We start from the raw sequence: 14556 nt of genomic DNA, 5'->3' as shown, positions 1-14556 counted from the left end.
TACCGGCGTCAGACAACGGGGCTCGCCTCCTGCGGGGTGGTCGCGGCGGGCACGTTCTTCAGCTCCAGCCGGCGGTAGAGGTAGTACGCGGCGCAGGCCCCCTCGCTGGAGACCATGGTGGCGCCGAGCGGGCTGCGCGGGGTGCACAGGGTGCCGAAGGCCTCGCACTCGTGCGGTTTCAGCAGCCCCTGGAGCACCTCGCCGCTACGGCACTCCGCGGGCTCCCGGGTGTTGATGCCGCTGACCGAGAAGCGGTGCTCGGCGTCGAAGTCGCGGTAGCGGGCGGACAGCCGCCAGCCGCTGTCCGGGATGACGCCGATGCCGCGCCAGGCCCGGTCGGTGACCTCGAAGACGTCCTCCAGCATGGCGAGGGCCGCCGGATTGCCCTCGGGGCGGACCGCGCGCGCGTAGGCGTTGTCGACGGTGTGCTCGCCCCGTTCGAGCTGCCGCACGGCCCGGCGTACGCCTTCCAGGATGTCCAGCGGCTCGAATCCCGTGACGACGATGGGCACGCGGTGGCGCGCGGCCAGCTCGGGGTACTCGCTCACGCCCATCACGCTGCACACGTGCCCGGCGGCCAGGAAGCCCTGGACGCGGCAGCTCGGCGACTGCATGATCGCCTCGATCGCCGGGGGCACCCGGACGTGGGAGACCAGCAGGCTGAAGTTGTGGATGCCGAGCTTCTTCGCCTGGTGGACCGTCATGGCGTTGGGCGGGGCGGTGGTCTCGAAGCCGATGCCGAAGAAGACCACCTGGCGCTGCGGGTTGTCCTGGGCGATGCGCAGGGCGTCGAGCGGGGAGTAGACGACGCGTACGTCGCCGCCCTCGCTGCGCACCTGGAACAGGTCGCGGCCGGTGCCGGGCACGCGGAGCATGTCCCCGAAGGAGCAGAAGATCACGTCGGGGCGGGAGGCGATCTCCAGTGCCTTGTCGATGACCTCGAGCGGGGTGACGCACACCGGGCAGCCCGGGCCGTGGATCAATTCGACCTGCTCGGGCAGGAGTTGGTCGATGCCGTGCCGGATGATGGTGTGGGTCTGACCGCCGCACACCTCCATCAGGGCCCACGGGCGGGTGACGGTGGCGTGGATGTCGTCGAGGAGCCGGCGCGCGAGGGCGGGGTCCTGGAACTCTTCGATGTACTTCACTGCCGGCCTTCCTGGGCTTCCTGGGGTGCGGTGGCCTCTCCCGCGTACGGCCCGTCGGCGTACGGCCCGTCGGCGAAGGGCCAGGGGGAGTCGGCCCCGGCCTGGGCGGCCGCCTGCTCCCACGGGTCGCCGAACTCCTCCTGGAGCATGCCGAGTTCCTCGAAGAGGGCGAGGGTCTGCCGGGCCGACTCCTCGTCGAGGCGCTGGAGGGCGAACCCGACGTGGACGATGGCGTACTCGCCGACCTGGAGGTCCGGCAGGTACTCCAGGCACACCTCCTTCTGCACGCCGCCGAAGTCGACGGTAGCCATGCGGGTGCCGTCCTTCTCCCCGATGTCAAGCACTCTGCCGGGTACCGCCAGGCACATGGGTTTCTCCTTGCTGTGGGTGGTGCGGGTGCTGCTCGGGGGTGGCGGCCGCCGCCACCATGAGCTGGCCGAGGGACAGCCCGCCGTCGTTCGGGGGGACCCGGCCGTGACGCAGGACGGTGAACCCGGCTGCCCGCAGGGTGCGGGCGCACGCCGAGGACAGCAGGGTGTTGGCGAAGACGCCGCCGGTCAGGGCGACGGTGTCCAGCCCGTGCCGCTCGCGCGCGAGCCCGCAGAGCTCGGCGACGAGGGCGGTGACGCAGGCGTGGAAGCCGGCGGCGATCAGCCCCGGGCCGGTGCCCGCGCGTACGTCGGCCACGACGGCCGCGAGCAGCGGCGCCGGGTCGGCGACCACCGGTCCGGTGGCGGGGTGCGGCGGGACGCGCAGCCCGAAGGCGTAGCCGGGGCCGGTCCCGCCGGCGCCGAGGGCCGCGGCCTCCAGCTCGATCGCCGCCTGGGCCTCGTAGCCGGCGTGGTGGCAGACGCCCGCCAGCGAGGAGACGGCGTCGAAGAGCCGCCCCATGCTGGAGGTCGGGACGCAGTTCAGGCCACGTTCCAACTGGCGTTCCAGTAAGCGCAGTTCGTCGGCGGGGCAGGCGGCGACGCAGGGCAGGTCCGGGGTCCGGGCCAGGCCCGCCGCCCGCAGATGGGCCAGGGCCATCCGGTACGGGCGATGCACGGCGGCGTCACCGCCGGGCAGCGGCGCGTAGCCGAGGTGGGCGAAGCGGGTGTACCCGGCGTAGTCGGCGAGGAGGACCTCACCGCCCCACACCGCACCGTCGTCGCCGTAGCCGGTGCCGTCGAAGGCGACGCCGATCACCGGGTGTTCGCCGTCGAGGCCGTGTTCCGCCATGGCGGAAGCGATGTGGGCGTGGTGGTGCTGGACGCGGACGAGCGGGCGGGATCCGGCGGTGCGGCGCGCCCACTGGGCGGAGCGGTAGCCCGGGTGCCGGTCCGCCGCGAGGAGTCCGGGGCTGACGCCGGTGATGGACTCCAGCTGGCGCTCGGCGCGTTCGAGGGCGTACTGGGTGGCGAGGTCGTCCATGTCGCCGATGTGGGCGGACAGCCAGGCCCGGCGGCCCTCGCCGAGGCAGAAGGTGTTCTTCAGGTCGCCGCCCGCGGCGAGGGTCGCGGGGACCGGTACCGGCAGGGTCATCGGCAGCGGGGCGTAGCCTCGGGCGCGGCGTACGGTCAGCGTCTCGCCGTCGCAGACCCGCACGACGGAGTCGTCGCACGGCACGTGGATGGGGCGGTCGTGGGTGAGCCAGGCGTCGGCGAGGCCGGCGAGCCGCTCCAGGGCCTCGTCGTCGTCGGTGACGATGGGCTCTCCCGCAAGGTTCCCGCTGGTCATGACCAGCAGTCGGGGGCCCGGCGGATCGCCGGGCAGCCCGAGGAGCAGGTGGTGGACCGGGGTGTACGGGAGCATCACGCCGAGGTCGGGACAGCGCGGGGCCACGCCCTCGGCGAGGTCTCCCGCAGAGTCCGCGGTGCCGTGGCCGGCGCGGCCGTCGCGGCGGCGCAGCAGCACGATGGGCCGTACGCCGCCCTGCAGCAGGGCGCGTTCCTCGGGGCCGATGTGCGCGAGCCGCTCGGCGTCGCCGATGCCGCGGGCCATCAGGGCGAAGGGCTTGTCGCCGCGGGCCTTGCGGCGGCGCAGCTCGGCGACGGCGCCCGGGTGGGTGGCGTCGCAGGCGAGGTGGTAGCCGCCGAGGCCCTTGACGGCGAGGATCGCCCCGGCCGCCAGGAGCCGGCGGGCTGCGGCGATCGGGTCGGCGTCGCCGTCCGGGGTCTGGCGGGGCGGCCGCCCGGTGAGCAGGGCCAGCCGCGGGCCGCAGGCCGGGCAGGCGACCGGCTGTGCGTGGAAGCGCCGGTCGGCGGGATCGCCGTATTCGCGGGCGCAGTCGGGGCACATGGGGAAGCGGGCCATGGTGGTGTGCGCGCGGTCGTACGGCAGCCCGGTGACGATGGTGAACCGGGGCCCGCAGTGGGTGCAGGTGATGAACGGGTGCCGGTGGCGCCGGTCGGCCGGGTCCGCGAGTTCGGCGAGGCAGTCGGCGCAGGTGGCCACGTCCGGGGAGACGAGCGTGCGGGCGGGGCCGCCGCTGCGCGAGGCGATGATCGTGAATCCGGCGCCGCCCGCGACGGGGACCTCGTGGTGGTCGACGGCGTCCACGACGGCCAGCGGCGGCGCGTCCGCCGCGAGGTGCTCGCAGAACCGTGAGACGGCGGCCGGGGCGCCCTCGACCTCGGCGACGACGCCCTCCGGGGTGTTGGTGACGTGCCCGGCGAGGCCGAGTCCGGTCGCGCGCGTGTAGACGTAGGGGCGGAAGCCGACCCCCTGGACCACGCCGCGGACGGTGACCCGGCGGCGCTGCACCGGCTCCATCAGCGGGTCTGCGCGGCGGGCTGGACCTGCGGGTGCTCGTGATCGCGGTCGTGATCGTGTCCGTGATCGTGTCCGTGATCGGCACCGGGGGCAGGGGTGTGGTCGTGGGCGTGGCCGGGCCCGTGGTGGTGATGGTGGTCGGACTCGTGATCGGCACCGTGGCCGTGGCCGTGGCCGTGCAGGTGTCCGTGATCGTGGCCGTGCACGGGTGCGTGATCGTGGCCGGTCGCCTGTTGCCGGCGGGCCATCACCGGGGTGTGCGTCCCGGTCCCCGCTCCCGCCGCCAGTGACCGGTCCAGCAGGAGGCCCAGGCCCTCGCCCTTGCGGGCCGAGGTCATGACGATCTCCACGCCGGGATTGACCCGTTCGACGTTGGCGCGGAAGGCGGCCTCGTCGAATTCGACGGCCTGCGCGATGTCGGTCTTGGTGACGACCACCAGCTGCGCCAGTCCGAAGGCGGTCGGGTACTTCAGAGGCTTGTCCTCGCCCTCGGTCACCGAGGCGAGCACCACCCGCAGCGACTCCCCCAGGTCGTAGCCGGCCGGGCAGACCAGGTTGCCCACGTTCTCCACGAAGAGCAGCCGGGTGTCCTCGGGCAGCCAGCCGTCCAGGTGCCGGCCGAGCATCCCGGCCTCCAGGTGGCACAGCCCGTCCGTGAGCACCTGCTTGACGGGTACGCCCGAACGGGCCAGCCGCACCGCGTCGTTCTCGGTGGCCAGGTCCGCCGTGAGCGCAGCGACCGCCACCGAGCGTTCTCGCGCGAGGAGCAGTTCGCGCTCCAGGAGCGCCGTCTTCCCGCTGCCGGGGCTGGAGAGCAGGTTGACCACCGTCGTTCCGCGGGCGGTGAGTTCGTCGCGCAGGGCCTGGGCGGCGCCGTCGTTCTTGGCGAGTACCGCCTGCCGCAGATCGACCACTCGGCACATGGTTCAGGCCTCCTCGGGAATCGGTTCGCGGGTACGGGGGCCGGCGGGGCCGTCTTCCCAGCGGACGCTGAGGATCTCCAGCTCGCGCCCCGACAGCAGTTCCACGTCCGTGGCCCTGCCGCAGCCGGGGCAGCACAGCTCGGGTGGCATCCCGACGGCCCAGGTGCCGGGGCAGGTCCCGCAGCGGGCGCGGGCGGCCACGGATTCGGTGATCAGCTCCGCGCCGTCGAGAACGGTTCCGGCACAGGCCAGTTCGAAGCAGAAGGCCAGCGCGTCGGGCACCACGCCCGCCAGCTCGCCCACTTGGAGCCGTACGGACGTGACGGCGTGCGCGCCGCCCGCCCTGGCGGCTTCTTCCACCTGGCCCACGACGGCCATGGCGATCGACATCTCGTGCATCGGACTCCGTCCTGCCGGGGCTCATTACACCGGCGGGACGGGTGTGCGGCGGTCGGGCACGCCGGTGCGCCGCACCCCCCGTACGCCGTTCGGCGGGGGGGGTGCGGCGGCAGCGGGATCACATCCGGCGCATGCGCAGGTAGCGCCTGATGTCGGGGAAGACCTGCAGCGCGACGGCGGCGAGTGCGGCGATGGCGACCCCGCTGATGACGGCCTTCTTCATGGGGTTCTCCTCAGTTCGTGGCGGGGTGCGCCGGCTTCGTCGGGGGCCGGACGGTCGAGCAGGTCCAGGGCCATGCGGACGGCCCCGGGTACGGCGGCGGCGACGGGGGCGCTCAGTCCGATCCCCTCCTCGACGCTGGCCGGTTCGCAGCCGAGGACCAGCGTGCGGCGCGGCGGGGTGGCGCCGGTTCCGGCGCACAGGGCGTCCAGGAGCGCGAGGACGGTGTCGGGCGACATGTGGTGGCCGTCGAGGACGGGACCCTCACCGGGACCGTCACCGGGCCCGTCACCGGGACCTTCGACGGGACCGGACCGAGCATCCGCCTCGATGAGGTAGAGCGTGCCCGGTGCGCCGCCGCGGGCGGTGGCGTCGACCAGCACGAGCGTGTCGTAGCCGTCGAGGAGCTGGTAGGCGAGGTGGACCCCGCGCACGCCGAAGTCCACCACCTCGACCCCGTCGGGCAATGGGTGCGCGGACAGGGCCCGTACGGTCTCCACGCCGAAGCCGTCGTCGCCGAGGAAGACGTTGCCGATGCCCGCGATCAGGACCTTGGGGTTCACGCGTCCTCCAGCAGGGTGACCTCGTCGGGCTGGAAGTAGAGGAAGCGGCCCTGTTCCCGCCGGATGTCCGCGCCGGGGTCGTCCTCCACCGTGACGGCGAGGTGCACTCCCCCGTCGACGTCGTGGAGCACGGCTTCGACCAGGGCCGCGCGGCCGTGGAGGAAGAGGTCCTGGGCGTCGGTGCGGCGCGGGCCGGGGCGGAGCAGGACGCGACTGCCCGGGCCGACGGGGGCGCCGTCGATGGTGATCCGGTCGCGGGCCGGGTCGGCGGTGTCGGCGCCGGCGGGGTCCCACCAGGGGGTGTCCGGCCTGAACACCGCTTCCTCGTCGGGGATTTCGGTGATCTGCTCCGGCCCGTCCGGGCCGGTGACCTCCCGCAGGGAGCGTACGGCGCCGTGCAGGCGCTCCAGCACCTCGGGGGGCAGGGAGTCGGCGAGGTCGATGACGGCGGCCGCCCGGGCGTCGGTGCCGCGCGCCTCGCGCTTCTCCTGGTCGGTCAGGGCCGCCGTGCGCAGCGCGAGGATCTCGTCGATCTCGGTGGCGTCGTACATGGCGCCCGCGCTCTCGGGCGCGATGGCCGGGTGGTCCTCCAGGATGATCGGGGAGGACAGGACCACGTCGGCGCGGCCGGCCTCGCCCGCGAGCACCGGCCAGGTGTGGAGGTTCTCGCAGGCGGCGACGGCCTCCCGCGCCCACTCGGGCGGGTCGGTCATGGACAGGAAGGAACCGGAGTCGAGGCCCAGCAGGAGGTGGGCGGCGACCAGCGAGCGGGGCAGGGCCGCCTCCCGGTCGGCGGCGACGGCGTCGGAGCCGGGGCCGGGGCCGGGGGTCCACGGGCTGGTGTTCTCCACGACGGCCGTGAGCCGGAACACCCGGTAGGCGCCGTCGAGTTCCACGGCGCGCAGCCGCAGTACGCCTTCGATCTCCTCGGTGCGGCGGACCAGCCGGCCCGCCGTCCGCCCGTCGTCGCCGACCACGTTCTCGATGTCGTCGCGGGCGGGACGGGTGAACGGGACGGTGATGCCTTCGCCGGTCAGCTCGGCCACGGGCACGGTCAGTTCGACGTGCTCCTCGGTTCCCTCGTCCCAGGGGACGAGGACCCGGTCGGCCAGGTGCAGCTCGTCGACCTCGGCGAATCCCCCGCCGTCCAGGGCCCGCTGGACCGTACGCCGCTGCGCGTGCAGGAAGCGCAGCTCCAGGGCGAGCGTCGCGTCGCCCCTCGGCTCCATCAGGACCTCGGTCCGCTGGCAGGCGTGCTCGCCGTGCGCGGGGCCCCAGGCGGGTGGTACGAGGACCCCGAACTGCCAGCGCAGCCGGTTCTTGGCCGCGGAGGCACGGTAGGGGTAGAGGACGTACCCCTCCAGGAGGACGGCGTCGGCCACCTGCCGGGCGGCGGCGAAGCGCGGGTCCGCGGTCGCGGTCGTCGCCACGGAGCCGTCCGTCGCGGTCACGGGGCCGTCCTCTCGGTGAGGCGCGGGCGCAGCGCACTCAGCCGGACGGCCCCGGGCGGGGGCGGCTGCGCGGGATCGGCCGAGTCCAGCAGGGCGCGTACGGTCGCCTCCCAGGAGGCGAGCGCGTGGCGGGAGCGGTAGGCGAGCAGCTCGGCCATCGTGTCGCGGGGCAGCCGGAGCCAGCCGCAGCCGGGGAAGTGCTGCTCGACCATCTCGCGCCAGACGGCCACGGGCATCCGGTACGAGGCTTCGCGGTCCCAGGGCACCGGCTCGACCCGGAAGCCGCCGTCGCCGGTGAAGGCGGTGCCGGAGAACAGCAACAGCAGCGGTACTTCGCCGTCCTGGAGGGCTTCGAAGTAGCGGGTCGCGGCGATGTCCATGTCGTAGGTGCAGGGCACGACCAGGTCGGTCTCGGTCTCCCCGGTGAAGCCGGGCACCATGACCGACACCTGGGCGAACTGCACGGGCTGGAGCGTGGTGCCCCACCGGGAGCGTTCGCCGAACAGGTCCGCGAGGCCCTCCGCCTCGGCGGGGCCGTAGCCGCGCCGGGCCGGTTCGATGCGGATCTGGCAGCGCAGGGCGAGGGCGTGCACGCGGCTGTCCGGGTCGGCGGTGATGCGCAGCCGGAAGACGAGGGTGGGGCCGGCCGCGTACGGGTCGGCCCGCACGCCGGTGACGGAGAAGCCGAAGCCCGTCATGAGCGCTCCCCCGCGGGCGTGACGGGCCTGGCCCGCCGTTCGACGTCGTCGAAGAAGGCGCCGAGCGCGGCCCGCGCCTCGGCCCCTCCGTCGAAGCCCTGCCACAGCATCCGCATCCGGCCCACCAGTTCGTAGCAGACGTCGATCGGCACCAGGTAGCAGCCGGATCGGCCCTCCCAGCGGTGCACGAGCAGCGCTTCCGTGTCGGGTTCGAGCAGGGCGGCCAGCGGTCCGGCGTCCAGGACCTGCTGCCAGGTCTGCGGATCGAGTTCGCTCTCGGTCGCCCCGGCGGGGCTGGGGTAGAGCGCGACCAGCCGGTCCAGCGCGGCGTTGCGGAAGAAGAAGGCGACGCCGACGGGGATCTGGAGCCGTTCCCACACCCCGTCGTCGAGCCGGTGCTCCGGGTCGGTCAGGTAGCGGTCGGGGACCGCCCGGTAGCGGCCGGTCCGGGTGCCGGGGCGGTCGAACAGCAGGGAGCAGGCGGTGCAGGCGCAGACCAGTGTCCGCTTCTCGGTCTCCACGAGGTGGCGGTGCCCGGCCGGCACCGCCACCCCGCACAGCTCGCAGGTCTCGGGCCGGGGCGGGCGCGGGCCGGCGAAACGGCGCAGCCCGCGCGGGCCCTGCGTACGGGTGGCGGGCCCGCTCACGACACCCGCGCCGGGCTGTGCGGCCGGGTGCCGATCTGCAGCAGTGCGGGCTGCGGCTCCGGGGCGGGCTCCATCTCCACGCTCGTCACCTCGGGGGCGAAGCAGGTGAGCGTGTCCTCCAGCGTCCGCCGGGCGGTTTCCGCTCCGCCGGAGCCGCAGCCGCAGCCGGTGGGTGCGGCCGCGGGGCGCAGCCGCAGGACACCGGTGGTCTCGTCGAAGCCGAGCAGTTCCACCGGGTCGGGCGCACCGGCCAGGGCGCGGGCGATCCGGGTGTGCACGTCCTCGGGGTGCAGGCCGTGCAGGGAGAGCAGGCTCGCGACGAGCTCGTCGTCCGCGGCCGCCGCCAGCGGGCCGTCCCCCAGCTTGGCCGCGATCCGGGCGAGCCCGGCACCGTAGAACTCCATGAGCACCCGTACGAGTTCCTCGGCGGCCTCGCACGCCTCGCGGTCCCCGGTGGCGGCCAGCCGGTCGAGTACCTCCTCGACGCGGCGGCCCGTCTCCCGGGCGTCGACGGCCGCGCTCATCCGCCCAGTCCGCTCAGGCCGGTGGGTACGTGCATGGTCTTCACGGTCTTGCCGCCGCCGACGTACATGTGGACGCCGCAGGGCAGACAGGGGTCGAAGCTGCGCACGGCGCGCATGATGTCGATGCCCTTGAAGTTCTCCGGGGTGTTCTCCTCGAAGATCGGGGTGTTCTGCACGGCGTCCTCGTACGGTCCGGGTGTGCCGAAGGTGTCGCGGGTGCTGGCGTTCCACGGGGTCGGCGGGTAGGGGTGGTAGTTGGCGATCTTGCCGTCGCGGATGACCATGTGGTGCGAGAGGACGCCCCGGACGGCCTCGGTGAAGCCGACACCGATGGACTCGTCCGGCACCTCGAACTTCTCCCAGGTCTGGGTGCGGCCGGCGCGGACCTCGGCGAGGCCCTTCTCGGCGCAGTGCAGGGCGATGCCGGCCGCGTACGCCTGGAAGTACGTGCGGGCGCGGTTGCGCTCCAGCGCGTTGCTCCACTTCGGGATCTTCCACTCGAAGCGGGTCTCGGGCTTGGTCATGGTGCGGGGCAGGTTGATGACGACGCTGTGCCCGGTGGCCTGGACGTAGCCGACGTCGACGAGGCCGGAGAGGGCCGTGGACCACAGGCGGGCGATGGGGCCGCCGCCGGTGTCGAGGGCGAGGTGGTCCTTGCCGTCGAACCAGCGGGGCGACATCACCCAGCTGTACTTGTCGTCGAAGTTGCGCTTCTGCGGGGCCGGGATGGTGTGCTGGTTCCACGGGTGGCGGGGGTCGACGGGGTTGCCGAGCGGGTCGTGCGTGACGAACTGCTCCTTGCCCTCCCAGTCGTCGTAGTACGAGCTGCCGAGCAGGATGCGGATGCCGAGGTTGATCTGCGTGAGGTCGTTGGTGACGAGTTTGCCGTCCACGACGACGCCCGGGGTGACGAACATCTTCCGTCCCCAGTCGGTCATGTTGGCGTAGGTGAAGTCGCAGTGCTCGGGGTCGTTGAGGGCGCCCCAGCAGCCGAGCAGCACCCTGCGCCGGCCGACCTCCTCGTACCCGGGCAGGGCCTCGTAGAAGAAGTCGAAGAGGTCGTCGTGGAGCGGGACGACGCGCTTCATGAACTCGACGTACCGCATGAGGCGGCTCATGTAGTCCGTGAAGAGCTGGACGGAGGCGACGGTGCCGACGCCGCCCGGGTAGAGGGTGGAGGGGTGCACGTGGCGGCCCTCCATCAGGCAGAACATCTCGCGCGTGTACCGGCTGACCTGGAGGGCCTCGCGGTAGAACTCGCCCTCGATGGGGTTGAGGGAGCGCATGATGTCGGCGATGGTGCGGTAGCCGTGGTCGCCGGCGTGGGGGGCCTCGGTGCGCTCGGCCAGTTCCAGGACGCCGGGGTTGGTCTCGCGGACCATCTTCTCGCAGTAGTCGACCCCGACCAGGTTCTCCTGGAAGATGTTGTGGTCGAACATGTACTCCGCGGACTCGCCCAGGTTGATGATCCACTCGCCGAGGTGCGGCGGCTTCACCCCGTAGGCCATGTTCTGCGCGTAGACGGAACAGGTGGCGTGGTTGTCGCCGCAGATCCCGCAGATGCGGCTGGTGATGAAGTGCGCGTCGCGGGGGTCCTTGCCGCGCATGAAGACGCTGTAGCCGCGGAAGACCGACGAGGTGCTGTAGCACTCCGCGACGCGCTTCTGCTTGAAGTCGATCTTCGTGTGGATGCCGAGACTGCCGACGATCCGGGTGATCGGATCCCAGGCCATCTCCACCAGGCCGCTGCCGTCGCCGGCCGCCTTCGTGTTCGGTGCCATCGTGTCTGCCGTGACCCTTCTTCGGTGCGTTCGGGGCGTGTCTGCGGGGTGGGGGGGTCGAGCGGGGCGTCACCAGGGCGGGCGGTAGCCCGTGGTCAGGCTGCGGCCGGCCCGCCGCCACTTCGGCTCCTCGTCCACGGTGTGGGCGGTGAACGACCGGAGCTTGCGGACCAGCGCCCCGTACGCCCCGCTCGCGGTGGTGGAGACCTTCGCGCCGGGGGGCTCGTCCATGAAGGGCATGAACTTGTCGGGGAAGCCGGGCATGGTGCAGGCGATGCAGATGCCGCCGACGTTGGGGCAGCCGCCGATGCCGTTCATCCAGCCGCGCTTGGGGACGTTGCACTTCACGACGGGGCCCCAGCAGCCCAGCTTGACCAGGCACTTCGGGGAGTCGTAGGTGTGGGCGAACTGGCCCTGCTCGTAGTAGCCGGCGCGGTCGCAGCCCTCGTGGACGGTCGCGCCGAACAGCCAGGTGGGGCGCAGCTTGTCGTCGAGGGGGATCATCGGGGCCGAGCCCGCCGCCTGGTAGAGCAGGTAGGTCAGGGTCTCCGAGAAGTTGTCCGGCTGGATGGGGCAGCCGGGCACGCACACGATGGGGATGCCGGCCTGCGACTTCCAATCCCAGCCCAGGTAGTCGGGCACGCCCATGGCACCCGTCGGGTTGCCCTCCATCGCGTGGATGCCGCCGTACGTGGCGCAGGTGCCGATGGCGACGACGGCGAGGGCCTTGGGGGCCAGCCGGTCGATCCACTCGCTGGTGGTGATGGGCTGACCGGTCGCGGGGTCGTCGCCGAACCCGCACCAGTAGCCCTCGGGCTTGATCGACTCGTTGGGGATCGAGCCCTCGACGACCAGGACGAAGGGGTCGATCTCCCCGCGCTCGCCCTTGAAGAACCATTCGATGAAGGTGTCCGCGCCACCGACCGGTCCGCATTCGAAGTCGATCAGGGGCCAGTGCACGGCGATCTTGGGGAGACCGGGCAGGGTGCCGGTGACGATCTCCTCGATGCTCGGCTGCATCGCCGCCGTCAGGGACACGGAGTCGCCGTCGCAGCTCAGACCCGCGTTGATCCAGAGGATGTGGATGAGGGGGTCTTCGACCGGGTCCTTCGTCACTGCGGCCATGCGCTGCCTCCTCGGGGAGGGGATCAGGGTGTGAAGGGGGGTGGGGAGGCGGTCTGCCTCGGCCCCACGTTTCTTGCTAACAGCTGCCGGGGCCCGGCGCCGCGTCTGATACGGCCAGTCCAGTGACGCCGCGCCGGTCCGCGGCCGCGCGGGTGAGGTGGGCCGGGGTGGCCGCGGGGCTCTCCTTTCGCACGAAGGCGCGGCGCAGGGCGTGGTAGGAGGCGTCCGGGTCGAAGAAGGTCCGCCGCATCCGCGCCAGCTCGGCCGCCCGGTAGGCGGCCAGCGGGCGGCGCGCCTCGTGGAGCTCGCGGGCGGCCTTCTTCGCGGCGATCCGGGACGCGGTGGCGGGCAGGGCGGCGAGCCGGACCGCGAGGTGCTGCGTCTCGTCGGCGAAGTCCCCTGGCGCGCACGGGACCGTACGGTCGACCAGTCCCAGCCGGTGCGCGGCGGCGGCCCCAAGCGGCAGCGCCTCGGAGGTGAGGCGCACCGCCAGGCCGGAGCCGACGCGCAGCGGCAGGGTGTACGTCCAGTACTCGGAGCCGTACAGCCCCATCAGGCGGTAGTGCGGGTTCAGGACGACGCCGGAGCGGCACCAGACCTCGTCGGCGGCGAGGGCGAGCATGGCGCCGCCGGCGGCGGCGTTGCCGCCGAGGGCGCTGACGACGAGGCGGTCGGTGGTGGTGAGCACCGCCTCGACCAGGTCGTCCATGGCGTTGATGTTGGCCCAGGACTCCTCGGCGGGGTCGTCCGCGGCCTCGATGACGCCGAGGTGGATGCCGTTGGAGAAGAAGTCGCGGCCGCCGCCCAGGACCAGGACCGTGGTGGGGCGGGCGCAGGCGGTCCGGTAGGCGTCGAGCAGGCGGCGGCAGTGCGAGGTGCTCATCGCGCCGCCGGGGAAGGAGAAGGTCAGGAATCCGGTCTGGCCTTCCTCGTGGTAGCCGATGTCGGACCACGCGGGGCGGTACGGGCCGCCGTCCGGCGGGGCGGGGAGTTCGGGGAGCGGGGGCAGCCGGTCCGCGCGGGCGAGGGCGAGGGTCGCGGGGAGCCTGGGGGTGGGCGGAGCGTCCGGTGTGCGGGGGGCGCGGAGCTCCGGGATCCAGACGGCACCGTCGGCCGTGGCGCGGCAGACGGCGCCGGCCCGGGTGGCGAGCAGCTCGCCGGGGCGGCCGCGCAGGTCGTCCTCGCGGTGGCCGCCGTGCAGGTACCAGTCCGCGCCGAGCAGGTGGTCGCGTACGCCGGGCTGCGAGTCGGCGGCGCGCAGCACGCGCAGGACGCGCTCGGTGGTGTCCGCCTCCCAGTCGATGCGGCGCTCGTCCTGGCGCAGGAACGGCCGGGCCGGGCCGGGCTCCTGGGGGCGCGGGACGTAGGTACCGGAGGCGAAGCGCTCCACGGCCAGCAGGACGGCCTCCAGCGCGGCGTCGGCGATCTCGCCGCGGTAGAGGTCGCTCTTGCCGACGGGTGGCACCGGGCAGTCGGCGCTGGCCCAGACGTCCCCGGCGTCCATCTCGGCGTTGGCCTGCAGGACCGTGACCCCCCATCGGGTCTCGCCGTCCTGGACGGCCCGGTCGAGGGAGGAGGGGCCGCGGTCGCCGACGGGTCCGGGGTGGACGACGAGGCAGGTGTACGCGGCCCAGACCTCCTCGGGGATGGCGGTGCGCAGCATCGGCGCGAGGACGAGGTCGGGGTGGTGACGGCGCACGGTGTCGGCCAGCGGGGTGTCGGGCGCGGCCAGTTCGACCGCGACCCGGTGGCCGTGGTCGCGCAGCTCGGCGTGGACTCGCTGGGTGAGGCTGTTGAACGCGCTCGCGACGAGCAGGACGTACACGTGGTCTCCCGGCGGCGGCCCGGAGCCGCCGCGGTCGCGGTGCCCGGCCTGTTCGGCGGCTGGTGACCGGAGCACGACCGGCCGCCTGCGATGCTCGGCCACGGCGGGGCGGCGGCGGCCGAGGCGGTGCGGCGTTGTCACTCGAAAGCGCGGCGGGGGCGGCCGCTCGGCCCATCCGCTCCCGCGGCGGGTGGCAGTTCCGGGGCGGCCCGGGGCCCGGTGCTGCTGGGGCTCCGCCCCAGACCCCGCGCCTCAATCGCCGGCGGGGCTGGGTTTGGCTGCGCCTGCCCGGTATGGGTTGGGCGGACCGGGATACGGGCACGGTGCGGGCGAGTCGCGGGGCCGGGGAGGGGTGTCTCCTCGGCTCGGCGCGTCCGGGCCATCGCGGCAGTACCCGGTGGTCGCGCGCTCGTCCTGCGGGGACACCCCTCCCCGTCCCCGCTCCCACGCGTCGGGCGGGCTTCGGGGCACTGTCGGAGCGCTGCCGTGGGGTGGGGG

General features: G+C 73.5%; 14 protein-coding genes. All 14 read right to left on the bottom strand.

Features of this window, described 5'->3' with window-relative positions; all coding sequences use genetic code 11:
* Nucleotides 1-8: 8 nt before the first annotated feature.
* Nucleotides 9-1148: a hydrogenase formation protein HypD gene (gene hypD, locus IG86_RS0131785; protein ID WP_030822215.1), complete on the bottom strand. Its 1140-nt coding sequence runs from the start codon at nucleotides 1146-1148 to the stop codon at nucleotides 9-11.
* Nucleotides 1145-1516 carry a HypC/HybG/HupF family hydrogenase formation chaperone gene (locus IG86_RS39285; protein WP_051734404.1) on the bottom strand — a complete coding sequence of 124 codons (372 nt, stop codon included), beginning with the start codon at nucleotides 1514-1516 and terminating at the stop codon, nucleotides 1145-1147. The genes hypD and IG86_RS39285 overlap by 4 nt, the downstream gene beginning before the upstream one ends.
* The gene (gene hypF, locus IG86_RS0131775) at nucleotides 1485-3902 is read right to left on the bottom strand and encodes a carbamoyltransferase HypF (RefSeq protein WP_078906101.1); all 2418 of its coding nucleotides are present in this window, start codon (nucleotides 3900-3902) and stop codon (nucleotides 1485-1487) included. Before hypF ends, IG86_RS39285 begins: the two co-directional genes overlap by 32 nt.
* The gene (gene hypB / locus IG86_RS0131770; RefSeq protein ID WP_078906100.1) at nucleotides 3902-4825 is read right to left on the bottom strand and encodes a hydrogenase nickel incorporation protein HypB; all 924 of its coding nucleotides are present in this window, start codon (nucleotides 4823-4825) and stop codon (nucleotides 3902-3904) included. The genes hypF and hypB overlap by 1 nt, the downstream gene beginning before the upstream one ends.
* A 3-nt stretch (nucleotides 4826-4828) precedes the next feature.
* The gene (locus IG86_RS0131765) at nucleotides 4829-5224 is read right to left on the bottom strand and encodes a hydrogenase maturation nickel metallochaperone HypA/HybF (RefSeq protein WP_030822206.1); all 396 of its coding nucleotides are present in this window, start codon (nucleotides 5222-5224) and stop codon (nucleotides 4829-4831) included.
* A gap of 118 nt (nucleotides 5225-5342) precedes the next feature.
* Nucleotides 5343-5447 carry a DUF6893 family small protein gene (locus tag IG86_RS45625; protein WP_385872315.1) on the bottom strand — a complete coding sequence of 35 codons (105 nt, stop codon included), beginning with the start codon at nucleotides 5445-5447 and terminating at the stop codon, nucleotides 5343-5345.
* Entirely contained in the window at nucleotides 5444-6007 is a 564-nt protein-coding gene (locus IG86_RS0131755) for a hydrogenase maturation protease (RefSeq protein ID WP_030822204.1), read from the bottom strand. The genes IG86_RS45625 and IG86_RS0131755 overlap by 4 nt, the downstream gene beginning before the upstream one ends.
* Nucleotides 6004-7437: a hypothetical protein gene (locus tag IG86_RS0131750; protein WP_030822201.1), complete on the bottom strand. Its 1434-nt coding sequence runs from the start codon at nucleotides 7435-7437 to the stop codon at nucleotides 6004-6006. The genes IG86_RS0131755 and IG86_RS0131750 overlap by 4 nt, the downstream gene beginning before the upstream one ends.
* A gap of 17 nt (nucleotides 7438-7454) precedes the next feature.
* On the bottom strand, nucleotides 7455-8156 hold the full coding sequence (locus tag IG86_RS0131745) for a DUF6084 family protein (RefSeq protein WP_030822198.1): 702 nt from the start codon (nucleotides 8154-8156) through the stop codon (nucleotides 7455-7457).
* Nucleotides 8153-8803 carry a DUF5947 family protein gene (locus tag IG86_RS0131740; RefSeq protein ID WP_030822196.1) on the bottom strand — a complete coding sequence of 217 codons (651 nt, stop codon included), beginning with the start codon at nucleotides 8801-8803 and terminating at the stop codon, nucleotides 8153-8155. The genes IG86_RS0131745 and IG86_RS0131740 overlap by 4 nt, the downstream gene beginning before the upstream one ends.
* Nucleotides 8800-9327 (bottom strand): hypothetical protein, encoded by a 528-nt coding sequence (locus IG86_RS0131735; RefSeq protein WP_030822194.1) that lies wholly within the window; start codon nucleotides 9325-9327, stop codon nucleotides 8800-8802. The genes IG86_RS0131740 and IG86_RS0131735 overlap by 4 nt, the downstream gene beginning before the upstream one ends.
* The gene (locus IG86_RS0131730) at nucleotides 9324-11108 is read right to left on the bottom strand and encodes a nickel-dependent hydrogenase large subunit (RefSeq protein WP_030656765.1); all 1785 of its coding nucleotides are present in this window, start codon (nucleotides 11106-11108) and stop codon (nucleotides 9324-9326) included. Before IG86_RS0131730 ends, IG86_RS0131735 begins: the two co-directional genes overlap by 4 nt.
* Before the next feature lie 69 nt (nucleotides 11109-11177).
* Nucleotides 11178-12233: an NADH-quinone oxidoreductase subunit B family protein gene (locus IG86_RS0131725; protein WP_030822191.1), complete on the bottom strand. Its 1056-nt coding sequence runs from the start codon at nucleotides 12231-12233 to the stop codon at nucleotides 11178-11180.
* Between the two features lie 76 nt (nucleotides 12234-12309).
* Nucleotides 12310-14058 (bottom strand): enoyl-CoA hydratase-related protein, encoded by a 1749-nt coding sequence (locus IG86_RS0131720; RefSeq protein WP_045937174.1) that lies wholly within the window; start codon nucleotides 14056-14058, stop codon nucleotides 12310-12312.
* Between the last annotated feature and the right edge of the window lie 498 nt (nucleotides 14059-14556).

It is taken from the genome of Streptomyces virginiae, from assembly GCF_000720455.1.
GTDB classification, from domain to species: Bacteria; Actinomycetota; Actinomycetes; order Streptomycetales; family Streptomycetaceae; genus Streptomyces; species Streptomyces virginiae.
Note: the sequence above shows the minus strand (reverse complement) of the source record. Positions and strands in the feature narration are given on the sequence as shown.